The sequence below is a fragment of the Eubacterium barkeri genome (assembly GCF_900107125.1).
In the GTDB taxonomy this organism is placed as follows: domain Bacteria; phylum Bacillota; class Clostridia; order Eubacteriales; family Eubacteriaceae; genus Eubacterium_O; species Eubacterium_O barkeri.
This window is the reverse complement of record NZ_FNOU01000005.1, coordinates 118210-139216: the sequence shown is the minus strand read 5'-3', so window position 1 is coordinate 139216 and position 21007 is coordinate 118210. Positions and strand designations below refer to the sequence as shown.

The 21007-nt window shown below is 48.5% G+C and carries 17 protein-coding genes; 8 read left to right on the top strand and 9 right to left on the bottom strand.

Annotation, left to right across the window (positions count from 1 at the left end; genetic code table 11):
- Positions 1-68: 68 nt before the first annotated feature.
- Both BLU30_RS04815 and BLU30_RS04810 read left to right on the top strand, forming a co-directional pair.
- Complete coding sequence (locus BLU30_RS04815; protein WP_090244026.1) at positions 69-878, top strand: transketolase; 810 nt, start codon at positions 69-71, stop codon at positions 876-878.
- A gap of 27 nt (positions 879-905) precedes the next feature.
- Positions 906-1841, top strand: a complete 936-nt coding sequence (locus BLU30_RS04810) for a transketolase family protein (protein WP_090244024.1) — start codon at positions 906-908, stop codon at positions 1839-1841.
- 69 nt (positions 1842-1910) lie between these two features.
- Here the strand turns inward: BLU30_RS04810 and BLU30_RS04805 are convergent, their stop codons facing one another.
- The 3 genes from BLU30_RS04805 to BLU30_RS04795 form a co-directional block, all read right to left on the bottom strand.
- Entirely contained in the window at positions 1911-4142 is a 2232-nt protein-coding gene (locus BLU30_RS04805) for a sensor domain-containing diguanylate cyclase (RefSeq protein WP_176770827.1), read from the bottom strand.
- A 44-nt stretch (positions 4143-4186) separates the two neighbouring features.
- On the bottom strand, positions 4187-5641 hold the full coding sequence (locus tag BLU30_RS04800) for an extracellular solute-binding protein (RefSeq protein WP_090244020.1): 1455 nt from the start codon (positions 5639-5641) through the stop codon (positions 4187-4189).
- Positions 5642-5778: 137 nt separating this feature from the next.
- Positions 5779-6723 (bottom strand): sugar-binding transcriptional regulator, encoded by a 945-nt coding sequence (locus tag BLU30_RS04795; protein WP_090244018.1) that lies wholly within the window; start codon positions 6721-6723, stop codon positions 5779-5781.
- A 256-nt stretch (positions 6724-6979) separates the two neighbouring features.
- Here BLU30_RS04795 and BLU30_RS04790 point away from each other — a divergent pair, with 256 nt between their 5' ends.
- The 5 genes from BLU30_RS04790 to BLU30_RS04770 all read left to right on the top strand — a co-directional run bounded on the left by BLU30_RS04790 (position 6980) and on the right by BLU30_RS04770 (position 12007).
- Positions 6980-8029 carry a glycerol-3-phosphate dehydrogenase gene (locus BLU30_RS04790; protein WP_090244016.1) on the top strand — a complete coding sequence of 350 codons (1050 nt, stop codon included), beginning with the start codon at positions 6980-6982 and terminating at the stop codon, positions 8027-8029.
- A 114-nt stretch (positions 8030-8143) separates the two neighbouring features.
- Entirely contained in the window at positions 8144-9649 is a 1506-nt protein-coding gene (xylB, locus tag BLU30_RS04785; protein WP_090244014.1) for a xylulokinase, read from the top strand.
- Positions 9650-9680: 31 nt separating this feature from the next.
- Complete coding sequence (fsa, locus tag BLU30_RS04780) at positions 9681-10334, top strand: fructose-6-phosphate aldolase (protein WP_090244012.1); 654 nt, start codon at positions 9681-9683, stop codon at positions 10332-10334.
- 194 nt (positions 10335-10528) lie between these two features.
- Entirely contained in the window at positions 10529-10876 is a 348-nt protein-coding gene (locus tag BLU30_RS04775; protein ID WP_090244011.1) for a PadR family transcriptional regulator, read from the top strand.
- Between the two features lie 45 nt (positions 10877-10921).
- Positions 10922-12007: a GTP-binding protein gene (locus BLU30_RS04770; protein WP_176770826.1), complete on the top strand. Its 1086-nt coding sequence runs from the start codon at positions 10922-10924 to the stop codon at positions 12005-12007.
- A gap of 303 nt (positions 12008-12310) precedes the next feature.
- Here the strand turns inward: BLU30_RS04770 and BLU30_RS04765 are convergent, their stop codons facing one another.
- Entirely contained in the window at positions 12311-13909 is a 1599-nt protein-coding gene (locus BLU30_RS04765; protein WP_090244008.1) for a diguanylate cyclase domain-containing protein, read from the bottom strand.
- Positions 13910-14008: 99 nt separating this feature from the next.
- Here BLU30_RS04765 and BLU30_RS04760 point away from each other — a divergent pair, with 99 nt between their 5' ends.
- Positions 14009-15118, top strand: coding sequence for a glycerol dehydrogenase (locus BLU30_RS04760; RefSeq protein WP_090244006.1), 1110 nt, complete (start codon positions 14009-14011; stop codon positions 15116-15118).
- A gap of 18 nt (positions 15119-15136) precedes the next feature.
- On the opposite strand, the gene BLU30_RS04755 is transcribed toward BLU30_RS04760, so the two are convergent.
- From BLU30_RS04755 to BLU30_RS04735, 5 genes are all read right to left on the bottom strand, one after another.
- Positions 15137-17032 (bottom strand): ABC-F family ATP-binding cassette domain-containing protein, encoded by a 1896-nt coding sequence (locus tag BLU30_RS04755; protein WP_090244004.1) that lies wholly within the window; start codon positions 17030-17032, stop codon positions 15137-15139.
- Between the two features lie 245 nt (positions 17033-17277).
- Positions 17278-17796 carry a hypothetical protein gene (locus BLU30_RS04750; protein WP_090244002.1) on the bottom strand — a complete coding sequence of 173 codons (519 nt, stop codon included), beginning with the start codon at positions 17794-17796 and terminating at the stop codon, positions 17278-17280.
- A gap of 27 nt (positions 17797-17823) precedes the next feature.
- Positions 17824-18300: a hypothetical protein gene (locus tag BLU30_RS04745; RefSeq protein WP_090244000.1), complete on the bottom strand. Its 477-nt coding sequence runs from the start codon at positions 18298-18300 to the stop codon at positions 17824-17826.
- Between the two features lie 217 nt (positions 18301-18517).
- A complete protein-coding gene (locus tag BLU30_RS04740) occupies positions 18518-19504 on the bottom strand; it encodes a sugar-binding transcriptional regulator (protein WP_090243998.1) in 987 nt (328 codons plus the stop codon).
- Between the two features lie 125 nt (positions 19505-19629).
- Positions 19630-20946 carry a RuBisCO large subunit C-terminal-like domain-containing protein gene (locus tag BLU30_RS04735; protein ID WP_090243996.1) on the bottom strand — a complete coding sequence of 439 codons (1317 nt, stop codon included), beginning with the start codon at positions 20944-20946 and terminating at the stop codon, positions 19630-19632.
- Between the last annotated feature and the right edge of the window lie 61 nt (positions 20947-21007).

The following is a 21007-nucleotide window of genomic DNA, read 5'->3' as shown; positions in this document are numbered from 1 at the left end:
GTAAATAGATATCCTGGCCCAATGATGGTATTGGGCTTGAGATAGAAATCTTTTCGAAGGAGAACTTTATGGGAAAATTAGAAGCAACAGCCAAGGATATCCGCAAAGATATTGTTAAAATGATTGGCAAGGCCGCCTCCGGTCATCCAGGTGGATCGTTATCCGCCGTAGAAATTTTAGCCCTGTTATATTTTGAAAAAATGAATGTGGATCCTAAGGATCCTAAAAAAGAAGACCGCGATCGTTTTGTGCTGTCCAAGGGACACGCTGCCCCGGTCCTCTATGCGACTTTAGCAGCCAAGGGCTTTTTCCCCAAGGAAGAACTGGATAACCTGCGCCAGATCGGTCACATGCTCCAGGGTCACCCGGACATGAAGAAGATTCCCGGGGTGGATATGTCCACGGGTTCCTTAGGTCAGGGTATTGGCGCTGCCGTTGGGATGGCTCTGGGAGCCAAGCTCGACAAGGCTGACTGGAAAACCTATGTTCTCTTAGGGGATGGTGAACTCCAGGAAGGGATGGTGTGGGAAGCCGCCATGAGCGCTGCCCATTATAAGCTGGATAATTTGATTGCTTTTGTGGATAATAACAACCTCCAGATTGATGGTGCCATTACCGATGTCATGAGTCCCTACCCCATTGATGAAAAATTTGCCGCCTTTGGCTGGAATGTCATCGTCGTGGAGGATGGCAATAACTTCGATCAGCTCCGCGCTGCACTTGAACAGGCTGGAACCGTGGCGGGTAAGCCCACCGTGCTGGTGTGTAAGACCGTCAAGGGTAAGGGTGTCTCCTATATGGAAAACAATGCGGGCTGGCATGGTAAGGGACCCAATGCGGACGAAGTCGCCCAGGCCCTTTCTGAATTAGACGCCTAAGCGAGATTAGAGATAGGAGAATCGAATATGAGCAAAATCGCAACGAGAGAAGCTTACGGAAAATACCTGGTGGAATTGGGCGAAAAGAATGAAAATATCGTCGTCCTGGATGCCGACCTCTCCGGCGCCACCAAGACCGCTGACTTTAAAAAAGCCATTCCAGAACGCCATTTTAATGCTGGGATTGCAGAATGTGATATGATGGGTATGGCTGCTGGCCTGTCGACTACGGGGAAAGTTCCCTTTGCCAGTACCTTTGCCATCTTTGGAGCAGGTCGTGCTTTTGAAGTCATTCGGAACAGCATCTGCTACCCTAAGATGAATGTCAAAGTGGCCTGTACCCATGCGGGACTCTCCGTTGGGGAAGATGGGGGTTCCCACCAATCTGTGGAAGATATTGCCCTGATGCGTGTCCTGCCCAATATGACGGTCCTGGTCCCGGCGGATGCCGTAGAAACCAAGCGGATGATGGATGCTGCCGTTGAATTGAACGGACCGGTATACTTACGTCTGGGTCGTCTGGCAACAGAAGTCATCCTGCCGGAAGATTATCAGTTCGAACTGGGTAAGGCCGTCACCCTGAAAGAAGGGACGGATGTTACCATCATCGCCATCGGTTTGATGGTTGAAAAGGCTGTGGAAGCCGCTGGAATTCTGGCTGGTGAAGGGATCAGTGCCCGGGTGTTAAATATGGGCTGTATTAAACCCATTGACCGGGATGCCATTGTCGCTGCTGCCAAGGAAACCGGTGCCATCGTTACCGCAGAAGAACACTCGATCATCGGCGGTTTAGCGGGTGCGGTGTGTGAAGTACTGGCTGAAACCCTGCCGGCTCCGGTGGAAAAGGTCGGGATCATGGATCAGTTTGGACAATCTGGTAAAGCTGTGGATGTATTGGAACACTATAACCTGAACACCACTGCTATTGTACAAGCTGCCAAAAAAGCCATTGGTCGGAAGTAGTTCAGAGCCATTAATGAAAAAAATAAAAGGACTATCCCTTATAGAACGGATAGTCCTTTTATTATACGCTTAGGGCCGATGGGCCTCATCATAAATGCTGCTATCAAAGTAGGTAAAGCAGCCTTTGATTCCTTTCTTTCCCTGGTACATGGCAAAATCAGCATATCGGATCAGAGAATTCCCTTCGCAGCTGTGCGTTGGATAGATTGCGACACCAGCGGACATGTGTAAGGTGTGCCCCTTACCTTCAGGTAGAATGACGCATTGGCCCTGGACATTTTCTTCCAGGTTGGACACGGCTGTTCGAAGGGTCACCATATCCGCCAGATTGTAGAAAAATAGGATGAATTCATCCCCGGACATCCGGGCAACTAAGGCATCGGCTGGACTACCGGCTAAAAGCTGTGTTGCAGCTGTGCGGATATAGACGTCTCCAGCTTCATGGCCAAAGCTGTCATTAACATATTTTAGGTTGTCTAAATCCAACATAATCAAGGCAGCGTATTTGTCCTTCTCCAGGGTTCCATCAGTAAAAATATTATGGAACCGTTCTAAGAAAGCCCGGCGATTCATGAGACCTGTGAGAACATCGTGGTTCCGTTCATATTCCATTTGACGGAGTTCGCGCCACTCAAGACTGATATCTTCCACAAATCCAGTGATTAAGTTATTTTGCATTTCCACCTGTACTCGAATCCATAAAGTACCATCTTCTTTGGGGATTTCATAAACCCGTTCTTTTTGTTGTGGGGCATCCTTTATGGTCTTGGGCAAGGCATAAGGTTCAAAGGCATTCAGCCGATGGAGGAAGGTATGATAGTCCATATTCTGGGCGGATAAATTCTTTTCTCCAAAAACATCGAAGAAATCATCACTGACAAACAGAATTTTTTCAAGATCCTCATCTAATTCAAAGGCACCCAGATTGATACTGGACATTTTGAGTAAATGGGTCAATTTTCCTGCGGTCCGCATGACTTCCCGGTTGAGGGCTTCAACACCTTGGGCAAGGGAATCCAATTCACTAATTCCTGTGGCAGTGAGTGGGACGGGGGTACCGGCAGAGATCCCGGTGCGTACTTCTTTTTCAAGCTTAGACACTGGAGCGATTAGCCGTTTTGTGATGATAATGGTGGCAATGATACTGACAATGAAAATCGTGCCCACAATAATGGCAAGGGTAAGGCCCGTATTCCAGGAAAGGCTGGATAGGGTGGTCTTTGGCTCAATGGCCATGAGAACCCATTGTTCGTCAGAAAAAGGTGCATTGCGGTTATAAAGCGATAGCTTCCCTGTTGCAGCAACCATTTGAGATGTGTTTTGTAGTCCCGTAAGAAAACTACATTTTTCATATCGGCTGGGCTGGAGATTAAACTCTCTCAAGGTGTCCTGAGTTAGTTGATAATTTGTGCTATTAACCGCGACAGCCTGGTAGGGACCGTCGCCCTTTGGTTGAATCGCCAGACAATAGGCACTGCCATTATCTGTAATTTCCTCTGTCGGTAGTTGTTTTATGAGATAGTCGGTCAGTATTTCCACACCAAGGACACCATATAAAGTACCATCATCCGCAATCAGTGGGACGGAGTAGGCGATGGAGATGGCGTTATCCTCTTCGTTTAGGTGGTAAGCTGGTGACCAATACGCTAAATCAGTATCGGATAAGCCTTTGTTTTCCAAAGCGGCACGATAGGGATTATAAAAATAACGGTGGTCTGCATTATCCTCAGATAGGGTAAATTTAGGGGTCCAATAGGAATCAGTGGTGATGCCGGTTTGTGTCACAACATCCACTGGAGCACGCTCAAAAAGGAGATCCTTGTTATCACTATTATAGACGGAAGAAGGGTCCCGATCCCGGATATAGATGCCCGTTAGGCTATCCTTTGCTGGATCCGCAGGAAGAGGACCACCTCGAAGGATGATAAAGGCCCCAGAGACGGCATTGGTTCGCATCATAGAAATGAGCATGGGGGTTGCCTGACGGAGATAATCGGTATATGCGTTGGCATCAGAGGACAGACTGGCGGCATTCTGGCCACTATTTGCATAAAGGGCATCCAGCTGAGATACTGTATCGCCGGTTTCACGCCATTTGTTCACCATATCGTATTGAAGATAATCCCGTCTGGATTGAACGGTTCGGCCGAGGACCTGAGCCGCCGATTCATCCAGGCGGCCCAGCAGTCCGCTGGCGAAAATACTGATAAAAATAAGAGCCATTTGGGTAATAAGCAGGAGACAGATGGGGATGAGCAATTGGATGCGAAGGCTTTGTTTTTTTTCTTTTAGATGGGTCATATCCATACGCTCCTCTGAAGGAATACAAATGGTCCATTGAGTATTTATTCTTGGGTGAGAGCAGCCTCCAATTGGCTGAGGGTATCCTTATACCAGGCATCAAAATTTGCATCTGTATTTAATTGTGCCAATGCGGTGTTGTAATCTGTGCCCGTTGACACCATTTCAAGTAAGATTTTGCGATCGGCTTCAGCCTTTTGAGGCAGGGTATGCTCAAGGATGCTTCGGGCAGCACCACCATTTTTAAAGGCTTTATTTGTATACATTTCATTATTCTCCGTCGTCTTGGCAGCTGAATTGAGTGCGTCCACAACCTTTTCTTTGGTTCCGGAATCAGTCATGACGGAGGCAAGATAGGACTCGGTACTGGCCTCTTTAGTGACGGGGAGATAACCAGACTCAACAGAAAAAGTTGCGTTTTGCTGAGGCTGTGTGAACCATTTGAGAAATTGCACAGAGGCATAGACCTCTTTTTCGTCAGCTTCGGTGACGACCATTCCCGCACCCTGCTGGACAGCGTAGGCTTTGCCTCCTTCAAACTGGGGGGCAACGGTGGACGTCATCGTGATGGGGTAGCTTTCGGTATCAGAAAGGATGCACTGACTGGGGAGGAAGCTGGCGCTGGAAGAGGAGCCGACGCAGGCGATAATGCGCCCGGTTTTGATGTCATCACTGCGGAAGCGGTTTTCTTCATCAAACCATCCAGCGACCATGGGAAGGTAGTAATTATCCCAAAGTTTGCGCATGACGGCCTTGTCAAAATTTAAGGTACATTGTCCATTTTGAGCATTGAAGATTTCTGTCCCCAATTGTCGAGAGCCAATGATCATATAATTGGCAAAGGCATCCCGTCCAAAAAAGGCTTTGCCATCATTGGGGATATCCGGGGTTTTGGCGTTCGTCCATTCATAGTAGGCTTTTGCTGTTTTGGTAATCCCTTCAATGGTTTTAAGATCGTCTTTAGAAGCCCCGGTAGCATCAGCAAATTTTTGCCAATCGGTTTCGTTGATGCTTAAAATTTCCGTGGATTTGGCAACCGGGAAGATCTTAAGGCTGCCGTTGTTGAAAAAATCGCCCTCCTCAATATAGCCATCAATATAGGCCTGGCGTTCCTTTTCGGTAAAATAGGGGGATAAATCGGCCACGGTCCCCATTTGATCCAGTTCATAGGCAGTGTCAGAATAAGCGGCAAATATATTGGGCATTTGGGGGGCACCGACTTTCTTTTGAGCGGCATCCATAACGCTTTTCTCTAAATCAGAAACAGTACCCTGGGTCGATTCACTGACTTGAATGCCCTGCTTGGCGCCTTCGCTTGCATTAAACTCGGCGATGGCATTGGCAAAGGCTTGCTGTTGGGCACCGTTGTAGTAATGCCAGATCGTAATCTTAGTCGGATTTTGTGGGTCTAATGCAACTTTCTTCGCACTTTGTCCACAGCCAGAGGTCAGAACAATCAGACTGATGAGGGCGAGTGTCAGGGAAATGAATCGTTTCATGAAAACTTCTCCTTTGGGGTTTAGGAATCGAAAAACATCTATTCATTCATATATTACCATATGCTTAAGGAAAACAAAAGGTTGAAAAGGGTTAAAATACGATTCTCTAAATATAATTATTTGATCATTATCAATAATCAACGATGCTTGAGGACCTCCATGGCGGTGGGTGCGTCGATATAAAGACTATCGACGAGGCTGCCGCGCAGTGCGGCGCAAATGACCCGGGCCTTGACGACACCGCTGGCTAAAAGCAGCTTATTGGGAATGGCCCGGATGGTATCTAAGGAGGCTCCAACCACACGGTTGTCCAGGGTGTGGTCGAAAATATCGCCCTGGGCATTGATGAAATGGGAGCAGACATCCCCAATACAGCCTCTGGATTCCATATCCCGATATTGGGCATCCGTGAGTAATCCCATTTCATAAATAACAGAGGGTCGGGCTAAATTACCCACAGAAAAGACGGCGGTCTGGCAATGTTCTGCCATTTTAAGGATGCGCTTCACCTGGGAATCCTGCTTAATGGCCTCTGCGATAAAAGGAGCATCTACCATGGCAGGGGCGGGGATAACATAGGCGGTACCATCCACACTGCCAGCAAAATTTTTAAGAATTTCCAAGGCACTGGATTCGTGGATGGCCCGGGAATAGCCCCCGGAAAGCTGGATCACAGAGATGCCCCGGCGTTTAATGGGAATTAAAAGAGTGGACAGCATTTCCAGGGTACTCCCCCAGGCAACGCCCAAGGTACAATCATCGTCTAAATATCGGGGAAGGTCCTCTGCCAGGGCGGTACAGACATCTCGAAGGAGAATCTGGGGATTGTTCACGAAATCCGGAACGATGGTCACGCGCTTCAGTGGAAACCGGGAGAGGAGTTGGGCTTCTAAATCTCCGAAGGAGAGCATGGGCTCTTTGATACGGACCTCCACTAGTCCCATATCCTTCCCTGCTTTGAGCAAACGGCTTACGGTGGATTTACTGATGCCTTCCTTAGCAGCGATTTCGACTTGTCCCAAGTCCAATTCATAATATAATTTTGAAATACGAAGGATTTGATTAATTTTCTTCTGATCCATAAAGGGCTCCTTGGCTTGGGAATATTCCCAAAAAAACTTAGCATTGAAATTTTAATTCTATTATATGTGGGATATTATGGGGTGTCAAGGAAGAAATTGTGCAAAAAAAGACCATGATTTTTATAAAATGAAATTATTCCCATCTTAATTAAGAATAATCTCGAAATAATGGAAAAGTTGCACGTATTCTATTGACTTTGTTTAAAAATCAACGTACAATGCCCGTATCAAAGAAAAAATACAAGGAGTGAGTGAAATGAGCATTGTTACCTTAGTTGGTTCTGGTCAAATGGCCTCAGCACTGACCTTCCCTCTGTTTGAAAATGGGCATGAGGTCAGACTGGTGGGGTCCCCCCTGGATGATGCCGTCATCGATGGCCTTCGGAAGGATGATTATCATATTAATTTAACCCGAACCCTCCATCACGGCATTCATTATTACAAGGTGGATGAGGTGGAGACTGCCCTTGATGGGTGTGATTTGGTGGTCTGTGGTGTCTCCAGTTTTGGAGTGGATTGGTTTTTGGAAGCCATTATCCCTATTATTCCAAAGGGCGTCCCCATGATTTCGGTAACCAAGGGAATGATCAATTATCCCGATGGGACCCTTCAGGTCTATCCAGAGTATTGGGAAGAACGGTTGCCAGAGGATTCAACTTTAGAAATTTATGCCATTGGCGGCCCCTGTACTGCCCGGGATCTCTCGGACCACGATCACTCCTTTGTGGGCTATTGCGGCCGGGACCTTAAAAAGCTGGCGGAAATCCGGGCACTCTTCCAGACGGATTATTATCATATTAGTTTAACCGATGATATTGTTGGCCTGGAAGCCGCTGTTGCCCTGAAAAACGGCTATGCCCTGGGTACGGCCCTGGCCATCGGTCTGAAAAATTTATGTGGGGATGATGGTATCGCCCATGTGAATTCCAAGGCTGCGCTCTTCCAGCAAAGTGTAAAGGAAATGGACGATCTTTTGGAAATTGTGGGAGGCACCCATAAGATGATTATGTACGCCGCCGGAGACCTGGACGTGACCGTAGCCGGGGGGCGGAGCCGAAGTGTCGGTCAATACCTTGGGGAAGGGCTGTCCATGGAAGAAATCACTGAGAAATTAGCGGGACAAACCCTGGAAGCCGTGGTCATCGCCACCCGTACTGCCAGTGCCGTTAAAGCCATGGCTGCCGCCGGTAAGATTGATGCTTCGGAATTCCCATTGCTCCTCCATGTGGACAAGCTCCTCAACGAGGGTGAAAAGGTCGATATACCCTGGGTGGAATTCCAGACCATTTCGGTTGATTCTGAGTAAGCTTAAGGGAAGCTCAGAGGCTTTGTAAACCTTGTAAGATATCCATGGCTTGGGGAAGTCAGGGATTGGTGTGTTACGGCAAACAAAAATTCATTAATTTTGAGGAGGAATATTATGGAATATTTAATTGGACTGGATTTAGGAACAGGCAGCGTTAAAACCGTATTGTTTGATCAAAATGGGAAAGAAATTGCCCAAATGGCCCAGGAGTATCCGGTATACCAGCCCCACAATGGTTGGTCCGAGCAAGACCCTGAGGATTGGTATTCAGCAGCCATTGCTACCATGCGCTATGTCATTGAGGAATCCGGAGTCCCCGCTGGAGCCATCAAGGGCATTGGGATGTCCGGCCAGATGATGGGGGCCGTTATGCTGGATGCCGCAGGGAATCCCCTGCGTCGGGCGATTTTATGGAATGATGCCCGGACCACAGAATCCTGCGAATCCGTTCGCCGGATCGTGACGGATGCCAAGATGATGGAAATCAATTGTAACCCCGTTCGGCCAGGCCTCACTGCGGCCAAGATTCAATGGGTCAAGGAAAACGAACCGGAAATCTACGCAAAAACCGCCCATATCCTGCTGCCCAAGGATTATCTGCGCTATCGCCTCACCGGGGAATACGCCACGGAGGTTTCGGATGCTTCCGCCATGCAGCTCTTGGACGTTCGGAATCGCTGCTGGTCTCCCTTTATCTTAGATGCCCTGGACATCAAGGAATCCATGCTGGGGAAGGTCTACGAATCACCGGAGGTCACCGGGACCATCACCAAGGATGTCGCGGGGCTGCTGGGCCTCTCTGAAAAAACAGTCGTCGTCGGGGGTGCCGGGGATAACGCCGCTGGTGCCGTAGGGACCGGTGTTGTTGCAACGGGCCGGGCCATGACCACCATAGGGACCTCAGGGACGGTCTTTGCCTATGCCGATAAGCCCATGATGGATGAAAAGGCCCGGGTATACACTTTCTGTATGGCCGTTCCTGATGCCTGGCATTTTATGGGCAGCGTTAACTCCGCCGGGAATTCCCTGAAATGGTATCGGAATATGTTCTACAGCGACGATATGGAATACGAACAGATTAATAAGGATGCCATGGCCTCAGCGGCGGGTGCCAATAACCTGATTTATATGCCATACCTGACCGGAGAACAATCTCCCCACTTTGATTTACAGTGCCGGGCTGGTTTCGTTGGCCTGTCTGCCACCCACACCAAGGGGGATTTAACCCGGGCTGTTATGGAAGGCATTACCTATGCCCTCCGGGATGTACTGACCGCTGTGCGTGAATCCGGAATCGAACCCGCCATTATGCGGATGTGCGGCGGGGGCTCCAAGAGCCGCTTCTGGCGTCAGCTTATGGCAGACATCTACGATATGCCCGTTTGCCTGCCGGATATGAACTCCGAGAATGCCGCAGCCCTGGGGGCCGCTATCCTGGCTTCCGTGGGAACGGGAATGTATCCCAATGTCCAGGATGCCTGTGATAAAATCATTAAGATGCGAGCTGAAAACTATGATCCAAACCCGGCTATGCGGGCAAAATACGATGCCACCTACGCCGCTTTTGACAAGCTGTATCCACAGCTGAAGGATAATTTTGCAGAAATTTTGAATTTATAAGGGATTTAAAAATCCCAAGGAGGATGATAGCATGAAATTTTTCTTAGACACTGCCAATGTTGAAGATATAAGGCGGGCCAATGATATGGGTGTGATTTGTGGTGTAACCACCAACCCCTCCCTCATCGCAAAAGAAGGCCGGGATTTTGGTGAAGTGATCGCCGAGATTACGGATATTGTAGATGGACCCATTAGTGGCGAGGTCAAAGCCACCACCACCGATGCAGAAGGAATGATTGCAGAGGGGCGGGAAATTGCTAAAATCCATCCGAATATGGTGGTTAAAATCCCCATGACTGATGAAGGGCTAAAGGCTTGTAAGACCTTAGCCGAGGAGAATATTCCGGTAAATATGACCCTTATTTTCTCTGCCGGGCAAGCTCTTTTAGCGGCGATGGCTGGTGCCGCCTACGTGTCCCCTTTCCTTGGACGGTTGGATGATATTGCCTCACCGGGGATTGATCTCATTGAAAAAATCACTGATATCTTTGCCGTTCAGGGCATCACCACAGAAATCATCGCTGCCAGTGTACGCAACCCCGTTCATGTATTGGAGTGTGCTGCTTTGGGAGCCGATATCTGTACCGTACCCCTTTCGGTCATTGAAGCCATGCTCAAGCATCCCTTGACGGATCAGGGCATCGAAAAATTCAGAAAAGACTATATTGCCGTATTCGGAGAATAGAAGAGAATAAAGAGACAACCCCCATGAAAGTGGCTCAGACCTTTTGGTCTGGGCCGCTTTTTTATAGAAGTGGGAAGGAATCACTATTTTTTTCTTGACACAGCAGGGTCATCCTCCTATAATCTAGATATAGTCTAATAGTAGATATGGTCTAATAGTGAGAAAGGGATATTATATGAATCAGGAGGAAATCCATGATGATCCAGCAATGTAAATCCTGTCAGGGGAAAAACCTGGAACGTTTCATTCAACCCATTATCCTGTCAATTCTAAAGCAGGAAAGTGAGATTAATGGTTATGCCATTATTAAGAAGATTGGGGAGTATGCCATCTTTGAGGGACAGAGTCCGGACCCCACTGGTGTCTATCGTTACTTAAAGCAAATGGCGGAGCGGGGGCTAATTGAATCCAGTGACGCCGGACGGGAGCGGCGTTACCGCATTACCCCAGAGGGACGCCATTGCTTGGGAAATTGGCGGGAGACCTTAGAAGAATATCAGAATCGGATTCAGGAGCTATGTGAAGAATTGGCCCAGGTTTAACCCTATCGGGAAGTCGGAATGATAAAAGAAAAAAGGAGTATGGTTATGAAATGTGCACAGTTAATGGTTATTGGTGGATTTTTAGGGGCGGGGAAGACCACCGCTATGATGCAGTTAGCAGAGCGGATTAAGGCCCAGGATAAAACCGTGGGGCTTATTACCAATGATCAAACAGATTTTTTGGTGGATACCCAGTATGCCAAGAGCCAGGCGCTGGATGTGGTCGAGTTAACAGGAAGCTGCTTCTGCTGTAACTATCCGGGCTTTGCAGAAAAGATTGGGGCCATGGAGACAAAGGATTTTGTGCTGGCGGAGCCTGTGGGCAGCTGTACCGATTTGGTGTCCACCATTATGAAGCCCTCCAAGGCCGGAAAGGCGGGGGACATTACGGTGCTGCCACTGTCGGTACTGGTGGAGCCTGACCGGTTGACCCAGTTTATGGCAAAGGATACCACCGCCTTTTCTGAGGGCGTCTACTACATCATGGAAAAACAGATGGAGGAGGCAGATTTCATCGTCTTAAATAAGATTGATACCGTTGATGATGAAAGGAAAAAAACGCTTTTGGCCTTTTTAATGGAGAATTATCCCCATGGTCAGGTTTTGGAAATCTCGGCAAAAACCGGGGAGGGATTGAAGGAATGGTTATCCGCGGTCACTGGGGAAGAGGTCCGGGGGGCCAGCACGAGAAAGATCGAGGTGGAGTACCAAACCTATGGCGATGCCGAGGCCGAAATGGGCTGGCTCAATGCCCAGGTCACCATACAGGGGGGGCACGCCTTTGATGGCAACCGCTTCCTTCAAACGCTGGGACAAAGTCTCAAGGAGAGTGTTGTGGATCACCTGGGGGAAATCGGGCATCTTAAGCTTTTCCTGGAGGGAGAAGGGGACAGCGCCAAGTTGAGCTGTACCAGTATCCAGTCCATGGTGAATCTGGACAAGGTTCTGGGGGAGGCCATCTCCGGAGGGAAGCTGACCATCAACCTTCGAGCAGCGGTAGACCCTGAGATCCTTAAAACTGAAACGGAAGCAGCCCTAAAGGACATCAAGGGGGAATTTGCCTTAGAGACAGGGAATTACTTGGTGGAAGCCTTCCGCCCAGGCTTCCCCAACCCCACTTATCGGTTGTAAACAGCCAACGCTTTGGAGCCAGCCATGGGTTGACTTTAGACTGTCGACAAACCCAGGGAAGGGAGCGGATAAAAATACGAGAACCCCGGTTGCCCCTGCGGGCTGGCATTATGGGCTTCATCAAGTTAAGAAAGTAAGCCTGCTTTAAACCCGATCAAAACCGAAGGTTTTGCGCACTGACGAATGAGAGGTCTCTCTTTGTTCGTCAGCGCCTGGGGTCCGGGGTGAATCTTTTTTATCCGCTCCCTGACCGCGTGACACCACTTTGTCTACGCCCTGAAGCCAGCCATGGGCTGGCTTTTTTTAATCCCCGCATTCAGACTGATTGTGCAGCTTACGCGCTTTATCCCGGTACATGGCTTCGTCGGCAAGCTGCATCAGATGGGGAATATCCTTGGCTTGAGAATAGATGGCGTAGCCGATGGAAATACCCAAAACATAGTCCTTCCCATTCATGGGAAAGCTTTTGTTAAACGCAGCCCGGATATTCGAGATTCTATGATCAAGCTCTATGGTATTTCGAAAAGGTAAAAGCAGACAGAACTCATCACCACCAATACGGGCCAGGCAGTCCGTTCCCTTGGTGTTGGCCTGGAGTTTGGAGGCTCCTACAGTTAGAAGCGTGTCTCCGAATTGATGACCATAGTGATCATTGGCAGCCTTAAAATTGTCTAAATCCATGAAAAGGACGGCAAAATCAAATCGATTCGTTGCGTAGGCGGATTCAAAACCTTTTAGTTTATCGAAAAAACGTCGGCGATTATACAGGCCGGTCAGGGGATCATAATAGGCCAGCCGCTGATATTCCCGGGCCAGCTTTTTATAGCGTGTCTGCTGAATCGCCAGGGCGGCCTGGGCTTGTTTTTGCCGGGTGACATCTTTGCAGGAGATAATGTAGCAGAGGAAGTCCTGGTGTCGGTCCTTGGCGACAGCAACGGAGAGATAAATATTTTTAACCCCCTGATCCGGGCAAAGAATAGCCGCTTCAACATCAGAATCCTTAGGTTTTTGACTGAGGGCTTTTAAATCGATGGGGCTCTCAAAAAAGCGGGAAAGATGATAGCCCAGGAGTAGCGGGGCATCGTAACCTAAAAGGCATCCGGCCGCATCGTTACATTTTAAAATCTCAGTCTGTTCATCAATGACGAAAATAGGGTTATTACTGGTTTGCAGAATCGTATCTGAGGAGATAATCAAATCGATGTTGAAAAGATCATAGCGATAAATGATCCCAAAATACCCAAGGCCGAAAAAAGCAGTGGCAATACTGGCCAAAGAGGGCAATAACGGGACCGTTAAAGGCAGAATGACATCGGTGATGACGCCAATGGCGATGGTGAGGGTATCCAAAAGGATAAAGGTGTAGGCCAATCGTTTTTTCATCCGGTGGTGGACATTTCTCGCCCAGAGGTATAAAAGATAAAAGGCATAACTAAAATAAGTTAGGACATAGCCCAGAAAGGCCCAGAGCCAAAAGGATGTCAGACTGTTGGTATAGGTCCATCCCAGACCAGAGATTGAAGGGATAACAGAAAGGGCCAGGGAGGTGGTGGGTCCGACCAGGTTTTTTAGGATTAGAAGCAGGCCTGGGATAAAAAACAATACCCGCTTCCACCCTGCCATGGGAGCGTGCTCGGGGTTGGTGAGGACATAGAAATAATAGGCCGTGAGCGAAACGAAGCCGCACCAGCCAATGGCGGCAAAGCGATGCCAGAAAAAGGCATTTTCTGGATTGGGGGCTGCATAGAAAAAAACATTGCAAAAAGACCACCATCCCAGACTCAAAAGGACGGCAGCAGCCATTTTATTTAAAAGGTCCCGTCTTTCTGAAAAGAAAAAGCGTCCTGCGCCGATGCAAAAACAGGTGCAGATAATAATAGACAGGGAAGATAGAGGATTCATAGGTGGGACTCCTGGATAAAAGACAGTTCGATAACTCTATTATAACAGAGAATATGCTATAATTATAATAAAAAAACAATTGATAGGAGGCGCACCACAATGGACACAAAAATACGGGCCTTTGCCTGTCCCCCCAAGTATATTCAGGGACCAGGGGTGCTGCGTCAGTTAGAGACGTACACCCGGGACCTTGGAAAAGCAATTTTCGCAATTATCACCCCATCCTTTTACAATCAGGTTTCCGGGGATCTTCAGAATATGTACCAGAAAGCCGGAGCCACCGCGGTCTGTGAAAAATTTGGGGGAGAAACCAGCATGGTGGAGCTTGGGCGACTCACGGCCCTGGCTGCGGGAAAGGGCTATGATGTTGTTGTGGGGATTGGCGGAGGAAAGGCCATGGATGCGGCCAAATACGTGGGGATTCAGATCGAAGCAGCCATCGTTACAGTACCCACCATTGTATCCACTGATGCCCCCACCAGTGCTCTGACGGCGACGTATACGGAGTCCGGAGAGCATGCGGGGAGCATCTATTACAAGCGTAATCCTGATTTGGTACTGGTGGATTCTGAAATCATTGCGAAATCCCCGGTGCGGCTGTTTGTTTCGGGGATGGGGGATGCCTTATCCACTTATTTTGAAGCGAAAGCCCACGTGGATTCCAATACGAAGAACCGGGTGGGGGATGGCTATCAGACCCCCTTGGCGGCTATGGCATTATCGGAGCTGTGTTATACCCGGCTCATGGCGGACGGGGTTCAGGCCAAGGCAGATGTTGAGGCCGGGCAATTAACCGAGGCAGTGGAGAATATCATCGAAGTGAATACCCTGCTTTCGGGGATTGGTGTGGAGTCTGCGGGCTGTGCCGGGGCTCATTCCCTGAATGCAGGCTTTTCTGCCCTGCCGGGCTGTCAGAACAGCACCCACGGGGAAATTGTCGCTTTTGGTACCCTTTGTCAGCTGGTGCTTGAGGATTGGCCCCGGGAAACCATCGAAGAGGTGCTGACCTTTTCAAACACCCTGGGCCTTCCCATTACCCTGGCTGAAATCGGCCTTTCGTCTGAGGATACCCATAGCCTGATGCAGGCAGCCCGGAAGGCCTGTACCACCAAGCATATTGTCGCGGAAACGGTGCCGACCAGCCCCGAGATTTTAGTGGAGGCGGTGCTTCAGGCGGATGCTGTTGGACGGGCATGGAAGAGGGCATAAAGACTAAAAAATTAAAACTTATTGCTTTTTCCTTGCGGCCACAATTTCATCATACCATTCTTTTTTCTCCATCTTATCCAGAAGCGCTTCTTCCAGCGCTTCTTTTTTTTCGGTTAATTCCTGGAGGTGGCTATAATCCTGGGTGGGAATAGCCAGCTCGGCATCGATGGCGTCGATCTCGGATTCCATGGCGGCCATATCCCCATCCATGGTGGCATATTCCTGCTGCTCTTTGTAGGTCAAACGTCGGGGTTTGTCAGCGGGAGCTGCCTTGGGTTTTGATATTTTGGCGGCTGTAGGGGGCTCGGATTTTTGAGATTCGGTATGCTTGGCCGCATAGTCCGTGTAATTACCCGTTTGGATGATGATCTTGCCCTGGGCTTCAAAGCCGTAGATGGTGTCACACACCCGGTCCAGAAAATAGCGGTCATGGGAAACGGTAAGGACGCTGCCTTTAAAGCCATCCAGATAGTTTTCCAAGACCTTAAGGGTGTCGATATCCAGGTCATTGGTGGGTTCGTCCAGGAGGAGGACATTGGGGGCCGCCATGAGGATGCGCAGGAGATAAAGGCGTCGGCGCTCTCCCCCGGACATTTCAGAGATACGCACCCACTGGGCGTACCGATCGAAGAGGAAGCGCTCCATCATCTGGGCAGCGGTAATGGTGTCCCCAGAGGCGGTTTCCACCATTTCGGCTCCCTCCCGAATGTATTCGATGGCCCGGAGATTGATGTCCATATCCTCGGACTCCTGGGAAAAATACCCTAGTTTAACGGTTTCCCCCAGGGTGACGGTGCCGGAATCGGGGGTGAGCTGGCCGGCAATGAGGTTTAAAAGGGTGGATTTTCCCCGACCATTACGCCCTACAATGCCAATGCGTTCATCGGAGCCCAGGATGGCGGAAAAATCTGAAACCACCGGGACCCCGGCAAAGCTTTTGGTTAAGTGGTGAAGCTCCACAACCTGTCGGCCCAGACGGGTGAAGGCCACATCCAGCTCCAGGGTATCTTCAGATAAGTTGATACCGCTTTGTTCCAGGATTTCAAAGCGTTGGATTCTGGCTTTCTGCTTGGTGGTCCGGGCCCGGGCTCCCCGGCGCATCCAGGCCAATTCTCGTCGATAGAGATTTTGACGCTTTTTCTCCATGGCGCTTTCAAAGGCGCAGCGCTCCGCTTTCTTTTCTACGAATTCCGAGTAATTCCCCGAGTATTCATAAAGATGCCCCTTATCCAGCTCCAGGGTTTTGGTGACTACCCGGTCCAGAAAATAACGGTCATGGGTAACCATGAGCAGGGCACCCTTACGGTTTTGCAGAAAGGTTTCAAGCCAGGCGATGGTCTCGTTGTCCAGGTGGTTGGTGGGTTCGTCCAGGATGAGGAGATCGCAGGGGGCTAAGAGGACCGAGGCCATGGCCACTCGTTTGCGCTGGCCACCAGAGAGTTCGGCAATGTGCTTATCAAAATCGGAAATTCCCAGCTGGGTGAGGATGGTCTGAATCTGGGATTCTAAATTCCACAGTCCCTGGGCATCCAGCTGATCCCCCAGGGCAAGAACCCGTTTCTGGAGGAGAGAGTCCTCTGGGTTTAGGGACAGGGCAGCAGTGGCATGTTCATAATCCCGGACTAAATTGGTCTCTGGCGTATTGGCCTGAAAAACTTGATCAAGGACAGTAATGCCCGGATCTAAGTCCGGGGTTTGGGCCAGATACTCCACCCGCTTACTGCCAAAGACGGTCACGTCGCCAACATCGGGGGTATCCAGTCCTGCGATAATGCGCAGCATAGAGGATTTCCCGGTACCATTAATGCCGATGACACCGGTTTTATCATCATCCTCAATGGTAAAGCTGATATTTTCAAAGAGGGTTTTCACCCCATAGGATTTTTTAAGATTGTCGATGGATAGGATATTCATGGAGACTCCTTTTGCAATTGGTCGTGTTTTTGTACTACTTTCTTGTTTTTTCTTGAACTTTATTATAGCATAAAGCCCTTTAAATAACTATTTTTCAGTGGTTTGGCGTTATGGAGGGCGCTCTGTTTATTGAATAAAAAGTAATATTATCGAAGCCCAGTTTCTTGCTGTCTAAAAAGAAAAAATCCCTGAACCAGAAATGGAACAGGGATTTTTGTGTTAGTGAATAGATTTTTCTTATCTCTTTAAACGGCCTGGGAATCTTCTAAATATTCTACCGGCGTATTATTACGCATGATGAACATGAAGATGGGAATTAAAATGACAACCCAGGAGAAGATAATGGAAAGCACTAAGAATAGAACAGCACTTTCTGGCTTGTAAAGTTTGAACAGGCGGAATTGTGCGGCGAAGGTGTAGACGGCATAAATGACGGCGACTAACCAAATGATGAAGCTGACAAACCCGTTTTGGGTGTTGATTGTGCTTAAGAGGCATACCACGATGGGTGAAATAAGAAGGACCCATTTTGCATAGGGAATCTTAAGGGAGGCAATGGGAACAACATCATCAATGAGTTCACCAAAAAGATAATTATTGACAATGGGAATCCAAGCCAACCAAGCGTGGTCAATTCCTTTGTTTTTAGCCATGGCGTAAAGTGCCAGGGACATGAAAATATAAGCAATGAGTGCAAAGATACCAAAAATGACTAAAACAGCGCCGAGTGCAAGGATTGCCGCTGCAAGTGAAGCAGAGTCCATAAAGACACTTCCTTTCGATGAATCGAATTAATTCAAATATTCCTGGGGAGTATTATTCCGCATGGAGAACATGAAGAATGGCATGGTAATACCAAAGATAATGCTTAAAACGAGATAAAGCACTGCGTTATCTGGCTTATACAGTTTGTAAAGCCGATAAACCGCACAATAGTAGTACACAAGATACAGGATTGAGAAAATCCATCCGATGTAAGGAATCATTGCCAACAGTCCAGTAACGATGGAGCCCAAGAGCAGAATCCATTTGGCGTAAGGAATAACACTACTTCCAATGGCCACCTTATCGTCCATAACTTCGCCCATGACATAACCATTGGCAACCGGAATCCAAGCCAGCCAAGCGTATTCGATTCCCTTGTTTTTTGCCATCGTATAAAGAGCAAGGGCAGTAAATACATAAAGAACAATACCAATAACGATAAAAACAACAGCAAAGGACATAATCAATCCAAATAATGCGGCATAACCAGTAGAATCAGACATAATAGGAATCTCCTTTCATGAAATTACAAATGAAGTACAACCATTTGTTGACTGCATTATATCAGATTATCCTTAAGCATTCAATTTGAGACGTGAAAAGTGACGATTTTTTGACAAAATAGATACAAGGGATGATAAAAACCGCTAATGATGTGGTGGAAAGCCTTGTCGCCTGGAGAAATCATCCAAAGCCAGGTGAAGGTGGATGAATAAGGGGTTATGCAAGGGCGGTGTTGCTCCAGGATAGGAGGGCTTTGGCTAAGATCTGATCAATAATCAGTACATTGAGAAGTTTCCCATTTATTAAGGCGAGTAACGAACTTGCCTTCTCGCGGCCTGAGGCCACAATAACCTTTTTGGGAATTTTTTTATAGGTCTCGATGTCGATGGAATAGGTTCTGTCCTTCATGCTGGTGTTACATTCCTGGCCATTACGGTCGATAAAACGCAGGAGTAAATCACAATAGGCACCTTGATCCGTTAGTTCCTTCAGTTCGGAAGGGGTCAGATAATCGGTGGTTGCCAAAGGGGTGGTGATATCTGGATACAGGGCACCGACGCCGCTGATGGCGATATCAATATGGCTGAAAATGTGCTGGATTTGATGATAATAATCACTTTCCACAAGTTTAGCCATCTCCTGAGCATCCAGGAGCCCATTACGGCATAGCGAGATGTTTTTACCACCAAATGCCATGGCGGCCCGCTTGACAAGGGTGTCCACTGCAAATTTTGGATTGCAATTGGCGATGCTGCCATGAAGGGTTATGATTTTAGCCCCTTTTCTTCGGCAGGGATTGAGGTATTGGATCAGGTGGTACATGGTGCCACCCCAGGTAAAACCGATAATATCATCATCGGTAATAATCCGTTGCAGGTATCGGGCACCTTCCAAGGCAACCTGTTTTTTAATGGTGTCAGGAGAAACGGGGCCGGTGGTTAAATTGACAGGGGTGACCAGCACGGTATCTAAATTAAACCGGTCGGAAATCGTCTGTTCAAGATGGATGCATTCCAAGGGGTCCGGCGCCATTTGAAAGGAAATGACGTTCTCCTCCTCTGCGCGTTTTAGAAGCCGGGAAACGGTGGACTTTGAAATGCCTAACTTTTCAGAGATTTCAACCATTGTATTTTTCTGTAAATAATAATAATAAACGACCTCGTTCATGAGACAAATGGATTGATTATAAACTTCACTACGCATTTTTGTCCTCCAACCTTAGTATGGCTTTACTTTAACATAATTTAGGGCGCTACGCGCAAAAACCTCCAGAAGATTTTTGTCTTCTGGAGGTTTTGTATTTGAGGGGGAATAATATTGATGGAAAATCAACCCTTTAGGTCAAAGATGCCGCCTTTAGCTTCTTCGTAGATCCCCCAGGCATCCAGGGCAATGCCTAATTCCTTATGTATTTTACCCGCTTGGGCCAGGGTCTTTCCAGCCAGGACTTCGTCGATTCCCTGGCGGAAGGCACGGGCTCCGGCGGCCGGCCCCATGGGATGGCCGTGGATGGCGCCGCCAGCAGCGATGATTACATCGTTTCCGAATTTCTTGATGACATCCTCAATATGGCCTTGGGTGGTGCCGCCGCCGGGCATGGGGAAAACGGGACGGATGCTGCCGAGGGGCTGGAGCATCTTGTAACCAGCTCCGATGAAGGTATCCATCTGCATGGGGAATTTGCCGTAGGGGGTGAGGACGATCACCATGTCCAGACCAGCCATCCGGGGTAGGGTAGCACCGATGAGGCCTGCGCTCATACCAGACCATGGGGATTCATAAACCGCACCGGTATAATCAGAGTGGGCCAGAATCGGCACGTTGATTTCAGGATCTTCCGCCAACATCCGGGAAGCATCCAAACCAATGGTGTTGTAATTGACCATTAGACTGTTGGCCCCCAGTTCAATGGCTTTATAAGCATTTTCTTTGAGTTTTTCCGTACGATCTGTGATATTGAAAGAATAGAGGGTTTTTTCGCCTTTTACCGCATCGGCCTTGGTGATGGCTTCCATCACATATTTTACCCGTTCCGTTAGAGGGCAATGGGGAGGATTGGCCACCAGCTCGTCATCCTTGATAATATCCACACCACCAACTGCGGCTTCATAGGCCAGCTTGGCGGTTTCCTTGGGATCGAGACCCGTACAGGGCTTAATCATATTGTTTAAAAGGGGACGATCCTGGACGCCTAAGAGATCCCGGATCCCCTGAACGCCGAATTTTGGCCCCTTAAATTCACCAAGGAAGCTTTCCGGGAATTCCAAATCCAGAAGTTTAACCTTTCCGGAGCTGGAAATATTGCCAATGACGGAGCTGAGCATCATGGCAAAGGAGGGTCCGAAGTTGGTACAGGGAAAGGCGATGCGGATGATGAAGTGGCGCTCTGTGACATCATCTGGAATACCGATTTGATAAGCAGGGGTTTCGTAGACGCCCACAACCCGACCAATACTGCGGTTGCGCACCTCTTCCGTTTCACCAGGAACCTTCAGCCAGGTCCCGCAGGTCTGTTCAATGGCCAGGGCCGCACCAAATTTTAAAGCGTTGGTACCAGGCTTCGTCGCACAATAATAAGTTGCAATTACAAAATGATCTTTTTCGAGATTTTCAGGATACTGCACAGCAATGGGATCAATAAACATAATTCTCTCCTTTTCAAATGAATCCTAGGCCGAATGTCCGTCTCTGTCTATGGCTCCATTA